Raw genomic sequence first — 14406 nt, 5'->3', positions numbered from 1 at the left:
TGATAAGGCTCTCCGCGCTGTCCGTAACAGCAAGTTTTTAAGGCCATCCTTTGCGGAATGCAGCTATGGCCCTGTACCCGCCGCCTTGTTACCCAACTTTCCATTAACTCTCCTCCCCTTGTATCGTTGGATTTTCATTAAGCCGCACTTTATAAGACTCGCCCCATGCTTTCATTGACATAATGACCGGTTCCAGAGTCCTTCCGAAATCAGTAAGGGAGTATTCCACTCTTGGAGGAACCTCTTTATATATTTCGCGATGAATGATGCCATCCCGTTCAAGCTCTCTTAACTGCAATGTGAGCATAAACTGCGTGATTCCCGGATTGAGCCGCCTGAATTCATTGAATCTTTTCGTTCCGTTCAGGAGCTGATAGAGAATGATCCCCTTCCACTTTCCACCAATAACATCCAGCGTTGTTTCAACCGGACATGCTTGCATATCTGGACTTACTCCATATTTCTTTCTTCGGTCTCCCATCAGCTTATCCCCCAATGGTTTGATTTTTAATACTATACCATAAAAATATGCGTACTTACTTAAAGTAATTGAATCGATTTACAATGCAACTGTACAACATTTCCTATTTGAGAGGATGGATACCCATGAATACTCACCAAAAGATGAAAGCTGTCGGTGCTTACCGTTACCTCCCCATATCCAATCCGGAAAGCCTTATTGATCTGCACTTGGATAAACCGGAACCTACAGGCCGTGATTTGCTTGTACGTGTAAAAGCAATCTCCGTCAACCCTGCAGATGTAGGCGTCCGCGAAGTACATAACTACGAAGCCGATTCACCGAAAATTCTTGGTTGGGATGCCGCTGGAATCGTAGAACAAGTTGGTCCTGACTGCCAATTGTTTAAACCTGGGGACAAGATCTATTATGCGGGCAGTGTGTCTCGACCAGGTAGTAACAGTGAATTTCACTTAGTTGATGAACGAATTGTGGGGAATATGCCGCGAAGTTTGGATTTCGCTGCCGCCGCCGCATTACCGCTTACCTCGATAACTGCATGGGAGGGCCTATTTGATCGTTTAGGAATTAGCGTAAATACAGATGAAAACAAAAGCATACTGATTATCGGTGCAGCTGGAGGAGTAGGATCGATTGCTATTCAACTTGCAAAATTAGCAGGGTTGACCGTCATCGGTACTGCTTCACGTCCAGAGTCAATTCAATGGGTCAACAGTCTCGGTGCAGATTTTATCATAAACCACAACGAACCTTTTCACCCTCAACTCAAGGAAGTTGGTATTGACACCGTAGATTATATCCTTTGCTTGAATGATACTGTTCAACATCTTGAAAATATGGCGGAAGTCATTGTCCCCCAAGGTAAAATTTGCTCTATCGTTCCTACAAATAAAGCTACCTGGACAGGGAGCTTGAAAATGGACTTGCTGTTTTCTAAAAGTGTAACGTTTGTATGGGAGTTCATGTTTACACGGTCCTTGTTTCATACCAATGACATGATCAAACAACACGAATTGTTGAATGAACTGGCGGACTTAATCGATGATGGAAAAATAAAAACTACGCTGACTGAACGACTAGAGCCCATCAATGCAGCAAACCTACGTTTCGCGCATGAGAAGTTGGAGTCTGGACGGACCATTGGAAAAATTGTTTTAGAAAACTTCTGATACTATGAAGGCGAAGTAGGTATGGTTGGTTCCAAAATGTGCTGATGTGAATAAACAACTCAAAGGCCCCTTGCTAATACGGGGCCTTTTTGAGTACAACGGTATGTGCTGGCGAGACAAATTCTCCCCAGACTTCTGTAAAAACTTTCCTTTAGTTGTGATACGGCTTAGCTTAACGGTGCGAGCTCATCTGCGATCATTTTTGCCTTTTCCGCAAGCTCTCTCATATCATCGGCCGGAACAAGCTCGGCTAATTCGTACGGCTGCCTATCCTCATCCAAATCATGCAAATCGACATAACCTGATTTATGAGACTCCAACACAATGGCTGAAGGATCGATTAGAGCTGAGCAGGCCATATTAAGTTCTACTCGAAACGTGCCGTTAGCATTTTTTTGCAAAAAAGCTGCTTTCGGAAAGGATGAATTCACTATCTTCCAGTCGCAAACTTGTTCAATTTCGTCTCTGCAGCAAGTATGACAGCGGCAAGAACATTTCCGCGGCTGCCCTGTCCTCTTCTGAAATATAGACTACGCAAAAGATTTTTACTGTTCACACGGGCGATCGTCTGAACGTAGCTTCTCGGCCAGTCGACGCATTTTGTCAAACCGCTTATCCAGTCAGCGATCTCCTGCTGTGGAAGCAGACCTTTTTCCATCATGGTATCCACGATACTGGCGATCCGTTCATCATCCTCATCGCTAAAAATTTGTTTCCCATTATGGAGCATCCCCTCAATAGCAGCAAGTACTTCAAGCTGTACCGCTGTATCGCTCTCCGGGCACTTGACCAGCTCCAGCAAAGCATCCGCACCGTGTGACGCACTATGAGCCCAGCCTCCTTCAGGCAGATAGCCGCGCAGATCCTTTTCCTCCTTATAATAGCGGAGCAGTGAATGCTTAAGATTCTGGTATTCAGCATAATCCAGAAAAGGCTTCTTGCTGTGAAGCCGTACTATTAAAGCTACTGGCAGAACAGAGAACGTCCTTGTAAATACAGACTGATCACCTTCGCTACCAATATGATAGAACAAATGATGCTCATCGGTCAGAATTGCCAGAAGAGTGCTCAATTCCGTTTCCGTAAACCGATCCTCTTCATAAATCCATTTATACAGTGTCGGATAGATCAGTTCATCCCGTAATTCCGGTTGAGGATCCCCGATAAATTGCAACATTAGAGTTAAAAAATCCTGTGTCCGCTCACCTTCACGAAGCTGGTAATGTTCCTTCTCAATTCTTTGCAGGTCTATCATGAGTTTCATCCTTGTATTGCTCACTATCTCATCCCCTTGCATATATGCTATTTCCGGACTACTTACACCCCTACTATAAAACACAATGACTGACACCTATATGTCAGTCATTGTATGGTAGCAATATTGTTTTTATATATTCTTGTAATTCATTTCTCAAATAACAGGGCTCCACTATCTCGCATTCCTTACCAAAGCTTAAAATAAATTTCAGTAATCCCTCCTCATATGGAAATTGATCCACAACGATATATTGATTGTTATGTGTTTTAGTTATTTTCTCTTTTTGAAAATACTCAGTTAATTGCTCTCCCATTTTATGAGCAAACTTTAAGGTAACGGTTATGCCTCGCGTAAGATAGCTATTCTCAATTATTTCTTGGATTTCTTCATTTGGGATATCCTTTTTTTCGAAGTTCTCACCCATTTTCAAATTCTTGATCCGTACTAGCTTGAACCTTCTGTAATCATTTCTTTCTTTGCAAAAGCCCACCAAATACCATTGACCGGCGGAAAATGTAATTTGAAACGGTTCTACTGTTCTTTCGAAACATTCCATACTTCTGTTGATATATTCGAATACCACTAGCTTATTTTTCTCAATAGCATTGTTTAATAGAAGCAGGTATTCCTTTAATTCATTTTCCATACTGAAATGAGACAGATTAATGTCTAACTTGCTTGTATTCTTTTCTTGTTTAAGCGTATTCTCGATCTTTAAAACAATATCATGAAACGTTGTGTTTTTCCCAAATAGAAAACTTAGATTATTCATTATCGCCATGAAAGTAGAAGCTTCATCTTTGTTTAAAAAAAGATTGTCCACATTATAGTTTTCCATAATGTAATAGCCCCCACCTTTACCACCAATGGATGCGATTGGGATGCCTGCTTCACCTAACTTTTCTATATCTCTGTAGATTGTTCGTATGGACACCTCAAAATGTTCCGCAAGCTCTTTACCTGTAACCGTACCTTTTTTTGAGATAATGAGTAACATGGATAGTAATCGATCTACGCGCATTTATATAGATTACGTTGATTTGCAACGTATCCTCTCTTATTCTTTTTTACAAGATCGACCGGAGTCTTCCCTGCCCCCACCGGTCATTTTGTTCTTTTCTCAAGTAAATAGTACTTTCTTATCTGATTCAACTGTACTTCTAGCTCGATCCGCTGCTTTACCACTATTTGTGATAAGGCTCCCCCCGACTAATCCGAAAAGCCCGATAAACCTGCTCCAACAGCACCAACCGCACCAACTGATGCGGAAACGTCATCTTCGAAAACGACAGCAACGCATCCGCCCGCTTCAATACCTGATCGGACAACCCCAACGACCCGCCAATCACGAACGCCACCTGACTGCGCCCATGCAAAGCCAGCTTGTCCATCTCCGCAGACAGCTTCTCCGATGACCACATTTGCCCATCAATCGCCAGCGCAATCACATACTGATCCTGCTTGATCTGCGCCAGGATACGCTCGCCTTCCTTGCGCTTCACCTGCTCCATCTCCGCCGCACTCATCTCTTCCGGCGCCTTTTCATCATTGACCTCGATCACTTGCAGCTTGCAGTAAGCAGACAGACGTTTGCTGTATTCATCAATGCCCTCACGCAAATATTTCTCCTTCAGCTTCCCTACCGTGATAATCGAAATTTGCATGATCCTACATTCCCTTCTCTTTCAAAAGCACGATCTGCCCAGGCTCTCCACATTCCCGACAACGCTTGTCTACTCCATCGCCCTCAATCGCCTGTGCCGCATACGTATCTGGCGCCGCTTCAAAATCATTTACGTAATCATCCAACTCCTGCTCCAAATGCTCCATGCAAGCAAACCGCACCGGATATTCAGCCAACAGCTCAACTTCTTTGCCTTCTATTTGAATGTTTTTCATCTTCATGTCCATATCAAATACCTCTTTTCCGTTCAATAATGTCGCTTCCTATTCTACCCCAGAACCGCAACAAAACAAATGAATCCCCCAAAAAGACATCGATGAGTTTGCACACATAAGCCCCTGTATTTTATAGCTTTTGTTTGTAAAACTTCGACCGACAGTTAAAAGCTGTAGAGAGAAAAAAGAAGAAAACGGCGAAAGTCTTTGGGATACCAACCGAAGCGCAATGGAAAAAAAGAAACCTGCCTTTAGCGTCCACCTCTGAGATACTCCTTAGAGGCACGACTTTGGACGCGGGTTTCTTTTTTTACATGGAGCTGGGCAGTCTAACCCCCAGCAGGTATCCCAAGAACTTGAGCGTTTTCTTCTTTTTTCTCTCTTCCACCGAAAACCCGTCTAACGAAAAAAAGAGAGCGCCGTATCAGCTCGGCGCTCTTAAGAAGGGATCTATTTAAAAATAGATAGAGGGGGGAACTTCAGATGCTGCATATATGCAAACGGGATAAAATGCATCCCGGAATTGCCCGTCAACGTTTGTTTCCTTCCCATGCCTGCCCGCAAAATGGCTTGGTCAGTACCTCTTACTGCTGTGGCGGAGCGGTCAGCTTCACTTTGGCAGTCTTCTGGATACCGTCACGATAGTACGTAACCTCCATTGTATCGCCCGGCTTTTTGCTCATCGTCAAGTACTTGCGCAGCTGCGCGCTATTGGAAATGTTCTTGTCATCTAGCTTGACGATGACATCGAATTGTCTCAAGCCTGCTTCACCCGCAGGAGAGAATTTGCCTACCTCTGTTTGCACAACGACACCAGCATTCACATTGTCAGGCAGATTCAAGGTTTCTTTCCATTCGTAGCGCGGTACATTTGCCAAGTCGAGCGGCTGCACACCGAGGTAAGAACGTGCCAGCGTACCTTTTTCCATCAGCTGGTCCACGATCACTTTGACATCATTGATCGGGAGGGCAAAACCTAACCCTTCGACACCGGCTTTGGAAATTTTCAGGGTGTTAATCCCGATGACCTGACCCTCGATGTTCACGAGGGCACCACCGCTGTTACCAGGGTTGATCGCTGCGTCTGTTTGAATGACATCCAGCTCCCAGTCGTCCTGACCATCTTCGTTAAAGTCCATTGGCATGGAGCGTTCTTTGGAACTGATGATGCCTTGTGTGACGGTCCGGGAGAACTGCATACCCAGCGGATTCCCGATGGCAATGGCCGGTTCGCCCACCTGTAAGGTAGAGGAATCACCAAACTCAGCAACGTCCGTAACCTTGGCAGCGTCGATTTCCAGTACTGCCAGATCGGTGTAACCATCGGCACCGACCACTTTGGCCGATACTTTTTCACCTGTTGGCAGGGCGACCTCTAGTTTTTGCGCCTTATCGATTACGTGGTAGTTGGTAACGATGTAGGCTTTTCCGCCTTTTTTCTCAAAGATGACACCAGAGCCTTGGCCCTGCTCTACATCCATCGAGTTCTGCATCCAACTGTTTCTGCGCTGACCGATGTTGATTACACCAACAATCGCATTCTCCACTTTTTTCACCGCATCTACTGTACCAGAGCCCACACTTACAGATACTGGCTTGGCAAACGGGTTAGAAGAAGAGGCATTGCTGCTTAGCGCATTTTCTGTTCCAGGCTTAACCATATTAATATATCCGGCATTGGAGAGAGTCGGCAGCGTGAGCAGGACGACCATCCCCCCAATTACAGCGGACGTTACCGATGTCACAACCATTCGTCCAATACTAGAACCGCGTTGTTTTTTCCGCTCTACATGAGTTAAATCATCATAGAAACCCATGATTCATACTCCCCTTTCTACTTTCTACCATTACTAGCTTTACAGGTTTTGGATGCTCGTATACACAATGACATGCGCCGTAATTGGTTTGCATGATTGATTTCGTTGCTGTCTGTTTCCTTTTGACACCCTTAGTATACGACCCGCTTTCGGCAAAATGGCGTGAGAATTATGGAAAGGTTGTGGAATAGAAAAAAGCTCCCGGAATATTTCTCCGAGAGCACGGATATGATAGATTAAAAGCTTTTTTCTGCCAGACCAAATAGAAAGGATTGATAGACTTGAAAGAAGTCCACCTCATCGCCAAGCTGGCTGACCTTCAGGAAGTAGACTACCACAATACGCTTGTCCTGCATGCCTTGATCGAGCTGCTAGTAGCCAAAGGACTGCTGACACATGACGAGCTGACTGCCAAAGTGAACGAGCTCGATACACAATTAACTTTCCATATCGATACGTACGCGAAGCTCACAGAGCGCATCGCCAGTCGTCAAACGGGGATCAAACCGATCTTATAGCTCTTCCAGCTTGGTAGGCCGATCCGGGTACGTATCACGCAGATGCACATCGTCACCAACAGATAGCCCTCGCTCCTCCAAGATGTTTTTGACCGTCAGTCGGGCCAAATCAATCATGTTGTTTTCCTTACTCAAGTGGGCGAGGTATACACGTTCTGCCCCACCTGTTAGACAATCGAGCAAAGCATCGCCCGCCGCTTCATTGGACAAGTGCCCGACATCACTCAAGATACGTCGCTTGATGCTCCAAGGATACTGCGACATGCGCAACAGCTCAACGTCATGATTGGACTCGAACACGTACGCATCTGCTCCACGAATAGTCTCCTTGATCCGATCGCTGACATACCCCAAATCTGTCGCGACACTGAGCTTTTTCTTGCCATCATAAAAACAGAAGCCCATCGGCTCGGCGGCATCGTGCGAGATTCCGAATGACTCGATGCCCAAATCCTCCAACTCTTTCTTTTCCCCCACAGAAAAGAAGCGTCGCTGATCTTCCTTGATCGTCCCGATCTGCCCATCCAGCTCCGACCATGTCTTTTCATTGGCGTAAATCGGCAATCCATATCGCCGCGCCATGACGCCGACTCCTTTAATATGGTCGACGTGCTCGTGGGTGACGAGAATGGCGCTCAGATCGGCCGGATTGACACCAATGGTCTCCAGTGCCGCTTCTGCCTGCTTTCCTGTAATGCCTACATCGATCAATACGGAGACACGGTCTGTCGCCACATAAATGGCGTTGCCCGTACTCCCGCTTGCCAACACACTAAATCTCACCGAACATCCCTCTTCCCGTATCTTTCCCAGGCTGTCTATCTATTCAGCGCTGCGTTACCATCGGACGCTCCAGCGCTCCTGTAATCGCGTTGACAAAATGCCATTTGCCATCGTGAACCACGCGCCATACAGGCACTAGCGTCTGAATATCCGCATCGTAAGAACCGTAATAACCCAGGCTCACATTCTCAATCCGTTCTCCTGGCGAAATGATTTGCTTGTCCACCAGAGAGCGTAGTGCCGCATAACCAGAGATCACCTGTCTTTCTCCCTGCTGCTTACGAAGGTGAAAAAAGGTCTGCCTATATCCGAGTATCGTTCCGTTGTCCAAATACATTTCCAACGGAGCGACGAATACTGGCATTTTATCATAGACCTGCCAATACAAGAGCCGCGCTTGATTCGATTGATATGGATCGGCTACGTACTGATCGGAATAAATCAGCCTCGGTCCAATTTGACGCAAGAGCTCCTGCGGATTCAGTTGACCACGAATCTGAATCGGTGGTTCCAGCTTGGCAGCCAACGCCATCTTTTCTACCGTCGCCTCAAGTCCTGATATCTCATGCAAGGAAATCGGATTAATTCCGATATACTCCGCATCCAAATTGGACATTTCCGGTGTATCCTGCGGTACTTCTGTATCCAATGTGATATTTTGCTGATTCAAGTACAGCTCTGTATTCCATTTCTCGCTCTGCGCGACTTCCTTGTCATTCCACAGGCTAATGCGCGTCACATACACCTGATACAGGAGAAACAAATCGAGGAGAAGAAAGGCCCAGATCAGAATCGTCTTGGTCCTACTCCAATCCATGCGCCTTCCCTCCTCCCTTATTGGTGTGCGCAGAAATATACAGGTTCGCCTGATTCGTCAATTCCACAACCCAGATTGGCATCAGGTCTACGTATCCTTCGCCTACTTTGGTCTGATAAGCCAAATAAGCGTTCGTGATTTTTTCTGTGTCCGCCAGCTTTTTGTCGCGGATATATTGATACAGCTCTGGACCAGACATAACCGTCCACTCTTTGTTATCGATATACTTGTCCAAATCCAGCAGCGATCGGCTCATCGTCACAACCTGGCCTGCCTCTGAAGTGATTTGGATGGTATCGATCTGCTTGGCCTCCCCTTCACTGATCAAGGGATACGCCCCCAAGTACTGGCGGAACGTGATCAAGTCCTTTTCATTGTAGCTCTTCTTGATTCGTTCAAAATGATAATCATCAAGCCAGCCCAGGTGCTTATTCATGAAGGTAACGGCACTCTGCACTTTTTCTTCATCAGACAGCTCCTGATCCCGCTGTTGGTATGCCGGATCAGTAAACGTGAACGCCTGCTGCTCCGATCTCAATTGAATCGATCTGCTGCCATCTGTAAAAATAACCGTTTTGTCCCGCTCCATAATCTGTCTGACGAGCGACTGATCGATAAAGTAGGACTCGATCAATCTATCATTCGTAACAGGTACGTAGCTGTAGCGGAATTGCTGCATGCGCATCTGATTCTTGGGCAAATAGTAGGTGCTCCACATCAGCGCAGGTCCTTCCAAATCTACGAAGCTTCGCTCTGGTTTGACGATTTTCATGATTTGCTCAGGCATTAAATCACCAGAAGCCAAATACGATTCTCGCAAATCCTTAGGGCTGATTGATGTTCGAGAACGCATCATTCGACCTTCCTCAGTCGACAAAAATAACGCGTAGACGACATCCTCGTCCTTCTCGTAGTACAACCACAATCGGTCAATCCCTTTCATTCGGTTGTCAAACTCATCCCGAAAGGTTACCAGCCGACCTACAATTGACAAGGGAACCGTGCTCCGAAAGCGCACTTCCAAACCCATCTTTTCCCGGGCAATATCTTCCCATTTCTCATTGGAGATGGTGAGCGGAGAAAAATCGAGGAAGATCCATTTCGACATTTCTCGCACGATCAAACTATAAGGAGCATCGGTCGCGGATGCTTTTGTGTGGCGATCTTCCCCATAGTGAAAAACAACGGATTCGGGCGTAACGAGCTGTTCGAGTTGTTTTTCCTGAACTGGCTTTGACTGCGTGTACTCTGCCGGCTCAATAAATTGAAGGTTAGGTTGATTCGACCACAACATCGCTGTCAAAACAAAGCTGGCTAGCACTAGCAGATTGAGTAAGACGGTCTTGGCAGGCTCTAGCATCCGCTTCATCCCGTTTTTCCTCCTTGGGCAAATGGCACCCAGAACGTGACTGTCGTTCCTACGTTCCATTCGCTCGTAATCTCGATATCTGCACCGTGTGCCTGTACTAATTCACGGGCAATCGCCAACCCCAGGCCTGTTCCACCCTGACCGCGCGAACGCGCCTTGTCTACGCGGTAGAAGCGCTCAAAGATTCGCTTCAAATCGCGACTGGGAATACCGATTCCTGTGTCGGTGATGGAGATTTGGACCCGCTTTTGCTTGTGGTTCTCTTTTGCCATGAGAACCACAGTGCCTCCTTGAGGCGTATACTTGATCGCATTGGATAAAAGATTATCCAATACTTGATTGATCGCATCCAAATCAATATAGACCAGCGGAAGCTTGCTCGGCATATCCAAGCTGAGCTGAACCTCCTGTTGCTCACTGAACATGGAAAAACGATCGGCAGCATAGCGAAGCAATCGATTGATGTCCGCTTCCTTACAATGCAGACGAACCCCCTGCGAATCAAAACGCGATAGCTGCAACAAATCGTTTACCAAGCGAATCATGCGCTCTGTCTCTGACGAAGTAACCTTCAAGAACCGTTGGGACAGCTCTGGATCTTCCACCGCACCATCCAGCAGCGCTTCCACATAGCTTTTAATGGTCGTTAGTGGTGTCCGCAGCTCATGCGACACATTCGCCACGAATTCGCGGCGCTGCTGCTCCAGTCGTTGCTGCTCCGTCACATCAGCTACGACAGCGATGATCCCACCCATTTTTTTGCTATCGTGCTGCAAGGGCGTAAACGTCACACGCAGGATCACTTCTTCCTTATTCGGCAGTGTCATCTCAATGAAAAGTGGTTCTTCCTGCGCATAGAGCGACATCTCATCCTCTGGCGGCAGACCCAGCAGATCGTACAAGGTGCGTCTCTTGAGAAGGACATCAGCCATTGTCACCTGCAACATATCTTCTGCAGCACGATTAAACAGGATGATTTGTCCATTCCGATTAGCGGCAATGACACCGTCCGTCATGTTGCTCAAAATTCCCGCGAGCTTCTCACGCTCTTCTTCTTGCTGCAAAATCGCTTCCTGCAAACGCAAAGTCATATGATTAAAGGCCATACCGAGTTGGCCAATTTCATCATCGCTATAGACACGTACACTACTGTTAAAATCCCCGTCTGCCACCAATCGTGCCTGACGGGTCATCTCCTTCACTGGCTTGGTGATGGTGCGGGCCAACACGACCCCGAGCACCGCAGTAATGACCATTGCGATCATCGTACCTGTCCCCAAGATACCATTCATTTTACCAATCGTCGCATAAGTGCCTTCCATCGAAGCGATCATGTATACCGCGCCGTATACGATCTGATCGCCCTTAACAGGTAGTGCCAATACTTTCACCCGCGCCCCCGTCTTCGGATCGATCCGCATCGATTCACTGCGCGTCCCGAGCAAGGCAACCGTCACTTCAGGCTGCGAGGTCCGCTGTCCTATTGTACTTTTGTCCTCTGTCGTCGCAACCACCGTTCTTGTCTGATCGATGACCTGCACATTCGCTCCATTGATTTTTACCAGGTTGTTGATCAGGTTGTCGATGTATTGACGGTTTTGTTCGGTGTTGGATTCCTTCCCGTCATGCGGGCGCAAATCGCTTTCCAGCAAACTCGCTAACAAACTAGCTTGTCCATTCAATGCCTCGGAAAAGTTGTTGATGTAGTAGCTCTCGACTTCCCGGGCAAAATAGGCGCTAATAAATTGCATCGCAAGCAAAATCAACAGCATGTAAATGATGACCATTTTCCACTGAACGGTTTTGAACAGCCGCCTCATCCAGGCTGGCCTCCCATGCCGGGATTGCGTAATGTATAGCCCAAACCACGCCGCGTGATAATGTACTTCGGCTGGCTCGGATCATCCTCGATTTTTTCCCGTAAACGACGGATGGTCACATCTACTGTCCGTACATCGCCAAAATAGTCAAATCCCCAGACCGACTGCAGGAGATGCTCTCGCGTCAATACTTGTCCCTGATGGCGAACAAGGTATACCAGCAGCTCAAACTCACGGTGCGTCAGCTCTAATGCTTCTCCCACCTTTTCGACGGTATATGAGTTCAAATCGATTTCCAGCTCATGCACGCGCAGTACATGCTGGCTATCCTTTTCCTCCACTTTCGAGCGGTTACGTCGCAAATGGGCCTTTACACGGGCTACCAGCTCACGCGTACTAAATGGCTTCGTCACGTAATCGTCCGCGCCCAATTCCAGCCCGAGTACTTTATCCAGTTCAGAGTCTTTGGCAGTCAGCATAATGATCGGAACATCATACGTTTGACGAACGGTTCGGCATACGTCCATTCCGTCTCTGCCAGGAAGCATAACATCTAGTAAAATCAGATCTGGTCGCTCATCCTTGACCACGACAAGTGCCTCATCACCATCGTAGGCGCATACGACCTGATATCCTTCTTTTTCAAACGTGAATTTCAAAATATCTGCAATCGGTTTTTCATCGTCAACTACGAGGAGTTTTGCCATCCTGCGCCCTCCTTTTTCTGTAAGTACGTGTTCCAACAGTCACCTGTTTCCTCTCAAACTGCCTCTTCAAGGATTCCACTTCGACCCTCACTATTCCTCTACAATACACCATGTACGCCATGTAAAGAAGGGCTTGGCATTCAATCCCTGCCAACAAAAAAAGGGCCCCTCCTAAGAGTTGCCCTTTCTTATCCAGAAATTACATGTCTATTTTAAGTAACGAATCGGGTTCTGGTTTCGTCCATTTTGTAGAACCTCAAAATGCAGGTGGACGCCGGTCGATTGTCCAGTAGAACCCTTTACGCCGATTTTCTTTCCTTGGCTAACAACATCGCCGACTTTCACATTAATGCTGCTCATGTGACCGTACAATGTCTTCATTCCATTGCCGTGATCGATGATAACCGATTTTCCATAGTCACCATTCCAACCAGCGAAGGTGACACGTCCATTGTCTGCCGCCATGACAGAACCAGAACCGGCAATATCAATTCCTTTATGCATGCTGCCCCAGCGTTTGCCGAAGCCGCTGCTGATATATCCGCTAGCAGGCCAGCTCAAACGGCCTGTCCCGCGCGATGGAATTACTTTTGTACCGCGCTCCATAATTTTGGTTACAGGCTGCACAGTTACATCTTGTTTGATGACTTTGCGATCGACTACTTGTCCATTTTCTTTCAAAACTTCGTATTTAACTGTTTTAGTGCCGTTTTTACCTTCTTGTACGACTTTTGTTTCGCCTTTAGGGACCTTGTCATTGTTATTAATTTGAGTATTAAATGCAATGACCTCTTGCTGATCTACTTCTTCTTTGACTTGTACAGTAACCAGTGGACGTACTGCGGTTACATTGATTTCTTGTCCCAATTTAAGGACGGTATTTTCCGTGACGCCTGGGTTGTTCGCGTAAATATCTTTTGATGTAATGCCGTATTTCTTCGCGATGCAACCGATGCAATCGCCTTCTACGACCGTGTGCTTCATATCCTTGAAGGTGCCTTTTACCAGCAACTCCTCAAGTTTATCGGCAGACAAAATTTGAGATGCATCGACTGTTTCGGTTTGCATCTCTACGTTTTCTTTAAATGCGACTTCTTTTACCGGATTTGGTTTGACTGGGACTGCTGATGCTGCTGCTACAATAGCCTTTTTCCCTGTCGTTGCAGGAACTCCGGAATATTTTTGCTTCACTTCAGCCAGTACTTCATCAGCTGATTGCTGGTCTGGCAGGTAACCTACCACTTTGCCATCAATCGTCAGCTTAACGCTCTGAACCTTGAGATCCGCTACGGATGCCAGAGCTTGTACAGCGGCGTCATTATTGAACGGTGCCTTGAATTCACGCTCTTCTTCAAATGCGATATAGTTAGCCAATTGCAAGTTAAGGCCTGTTTTTGCCTTTTCCTCTTCCAGCTTGGCTGCTGTCCAGTTATGTATCACATTTGGATCGTTTACCACGCCAATCTCTTTGCCGTTCACACTGACATGATAGACAGAATTGACGTTGCTTGTGTAATAGTATTGTGCAGATGCTCCACCAGCAATCGTCAATACTAAACCTGCCGCAATTGAAAGCGATTGTTTTTTATGCGACTGGATGTAAGAGCTTGTACGTTTCATTGTACGTTTCGCCAGATCACTGCAATCCCGAACGATTCGTGATGACCGTTCCTGCAGCTTGGCCTTCCATTCCGACCAATGCATAACTTGTCCCTCCTGAAAACAGATACAACTTGCTCGTTCTATTTCCTGAAAATTTTTAATTTAT

Annotated in this window: 15 protein-coding genes; 2 read left to right on the top strand and 13 right to left on the bottom strand. The window is 46.6% G+C overall.

What is annotated here, in order from left to right; genetic code table 11:
• Positions 1–103 precede the first annotated feature (103 nt).
• Positions 104–481: a winged helix-turn-helix transcriptional regulator gene (locus HPY27_RS26530; RefSeq protein ID WP_017246800.1), complete on the bottom strand. Its 378-nt coding sequence runs from the start codon at positions 479–481 to the stop codon at positions 104–106.
• A gap of 125 nt (positions 482–606) precedes the next feature.
• On the opposite strand from HPY27_RS26530, the gene HPY27_RS26525 reads away from it, so the two are divergent.
• A complete protein-coding gene (locus HPY27_RS26525; RefSeq protein ID WP_017246801.1) occupies positions 607–1650 on the top strand; it encodes a zinc-binding alcohol dehydrogenase family protein in 1044 nt (347 codons plus the stop codon).
• 167 nt (positions 1651–1817) lie between these two features.
• Here the strand turns inward: HPY27_RS26525 and HPY27_RS26520 are convergent, their stop codons facing one another.
• From HPY27_RS26520 to HPY27_RS26495, 6 genes are all read right to left on the bottom strand, one after another.
• Entirely contained in the window at positions 1818–2081 is a 264-nt protein-coding gene (locus HPY27_RS26520; RefSeq protein WP_017246802.1) for an imm68 putative immunity domain-containing protein, read from the bottom strand.
• A complete protein-coding gene (locus HPY27_RS26515) occupies positions 2081–2929 on the bottom strand; it encodes a DUF2785 domain-containing protein (RefSeq protein WP_017246803.1) in 849 nt (282 codons plus the stop codon). Before HPY27_RS26515 ends, HPY27_RS26520 begins: the two co-directional genes overlap by 1 nt.
• A 79-nt stretch (positions 2930–3008) precedes the next feature.
• A complete protein-coding gene (locus tag HPY27_RS26510; protein WP_238144579.1) occupies positions 3009–3905 on the bottom strand; it encodes a helix-turn-helix transcriptional regulator in 897 nt (298 codons plus the stop codon).
• Between the two features lie 187 nt (positions 3906–4092).
• Positions 4093–4572, bottom strand: a complete 480-nt coding sequence (rlmH, locus tag HPY27_RS26505; RefSeq protein WP_017246805.1) for a 23S rRNA (pseudouridine(1915)-N(3))-methyltransferase RlmH — start codon at positions 4570–4572, stop codon at positions 4093–4095.
• 4 nt (positions 4573–4576) lie between these two features.
• Positions 4577–4819, bottom strand: a complete 243-nt coding sequence (locus HPY27_RS26500) for a CxxH/CxxC protein (protein ID WP_174226355.1) — start codon at positions 4817–4819, stop codon at positions 4577–4579.
• Between the two features lie 572 nt (positions 4820–5391).
• A complete protein-coding gene (locus tag HPY27_RS26495; RefSeq protein WP_017246806.1) occupies positions 5392–6624 on the bottom strand; it encodes a S1C family serine protease in 1233 nt (410 codons plus the stop codon).
• 281 nt (positions 6625–6905) lie between these two features.
• Here HPY27_RS26495 and HPY27_RS26490 point away from each other — a divergent pair, with 281 nt between their 5' ends.
• On the top strand, positions 6906–7142 hold the full coding sequence (locus HPY27_RS26490) for a hypothetical protein (protein ID WP_174226354.1): 237 nt from the start codon (positions 6906–6908) through the stop codon (positions 7140–7142).
• Here the strand turns inward: HPY27_RS26490 and HPY27_RS26485 are convergent.
• From HPY27_RS26485 to HPY27_RS30460, 6 genes are all read right to left on the bottom strand, one after another.
• A complete protein-coding gene (locus tag HPY27_RS26485; RefSeq protein ID WP_017246808.1) occupies positions 7137–7925 on the bottom strand; it encodes an MBL fold metallo-hydrolase in 789 nt (262 codons plus the stop codon). The genes HPY27_RS26490 and HPY27_RS26485 overlap by 6 nt on opposite strands.
• A 43-nt stretch (positions 7926–7968) precedes the next feature.
• On the bottom strand, positions 7969–8742 hold the full coding sequence (locus HPY27_RS26480) for a two-component system regulatory protein YycI (RefSeq protein ID WP_017246809.1): 774 nt from the start codon (positions 8740–8742) through the stop codon (positions 7969–7971).
• A complete protein-coding gene (locus HPY27_RS26475) occupies positions 8729–10111 on the bottom strand; it encodes a YycH family regulatory protein (RefSeq protein ID WP_017246810.1) in 1383 nt (460 codons plus the stop codon). Before HPY27_RS26475 ends, HPY27_RS26480 begins: the two co-directional genes overlap by 14 nt.
• Entirely contained in the window at positions 10108–11931 is a 1824-nt protein-coding gene (gene walK, locus HPY27_RS26470) for a cell wall metabolism sensor histidine kinase WalK (RefSeq protein ID WP_017246811.1), read from the bottom strand. The genes HPY27_RS26475 and walK overlap by 4 nt, the downstream gene beginning before the upstream one ends.
• On the bottom strand, positions 11928–12638 hold the full coding sequence (yycF, locus tag HPY27_RS26465) for a response regulator YycF (RefSeq protein ID WP_017246812.1): 711 nt from the start codon (positions 12636–12638) through the stop codon (positions 11928–11930). Before yycF ends, walK begins: the two co-directional genes overlap by 4 nt.
• 207 nt (positions 12639–12845) lie before the next feature.
• Positions 12846–14342 (bottom strand): LysM peptidoglycan-binding domain-containing M23 family metallopeptidase, encoded by a 1497-nt coding sequence (locus HPY27_RS30460; RefSeq protein WP_017246814.1) that lies wholly within the window; start codon positions 14340–14342, stop codon positions 12846–12848.
• Between the last annotated feature and the right edge of the window lie 64 nt (positions 14343–14406).

It is taken from the genome of Brevibacillus sp. HB1.1 (genome assembly GCF_013332445.1).
Taxonomy (GTDB): Bacteria; Bacillota; Bacilli; order Brevibacillales; family Brevibacillaceae; genus Brevibacillus; species Brevibacillus porteri.
The sequence above is the reverse complement of the archived record's forward strand: the minus strand, read 5'-3'. Positions and strand labels throughout refer to the sequence as shown.

Coding starts and splice junctions, on each gene's coding strand:
- HPY27_RS26530 (WP_017246800.1), bottom strand. CDS start 481: ATGGGAGACCGAAGAAAGAAATATGGAGTAAGTCCAGATATGCAAGCA.
- HPY27_RS26525 (WP_017246801.1), top strand. CDS start 607: ATGAATACTCACCAAAAGATGAAAGCTGTCGGTGCTTACCGTTACCTC.
- HPY27_RS26510 (WP_238144579.1), bottom strand. CDS start 3,905: ATGTTACTCATTATCTCAAAAAAAGGTACGGTTACAGGTAAAGAGCTT.
- rlmH (WP_017246805.1), bottom strand. CDS start 4,572: ATGCAAATTTCGATTATCACGGTAGGGAAGCTGAAGGAGAAATATTTG.
- HPY27_RS26500 (WP_174226355.1), bottom strand. CDS start 4,819: ATGGACATGAAGATGAAAAACATTCAAATAGAAGGCAAAGAAGTTGAG.
- HPY27_RS26495 (WP_017246806.1), bottom strand. CDS start 6,624: ATGGGTTTCTATGATGATTTAACTCATGTAGAGCGGAAAAAACAACGC.
- HPY27_RS26480 (WP_017246809.1), bottom strand. CDS start 8,742: ATGGATTGGAGTAGGACCAAGACGATTCTGATCTGGGCCTTTCTTCTC.
- HPY27_RS26475 (WP_017246810.1), bottom strand. CDS start 10,111: ATGAAGCGGATGCTAGAGCCTGCCAAGACCGTCTTACTCAATCTGCTA.
- walK (WP_017246811.1), bottom strand. CDS start 11,931: ATGAGGCGGCTGTTCAAAACCGTTCAGTGGAAAATGGTCATCATTTAC.
- yycF (WP_017246812.1), bottom strand. CDS start 12,638: ATGGCAAAACTCCTCGTAGTTGACGATGAAAAACCGATTGCAGATATT.
- HPY27_RS30460 (WP_017246814.1), bottom strand. CDS start 14,342: ATGCATTGGTCGGAATGGAAGGCCAAGCTGCAGGAACGGTCATCACGA.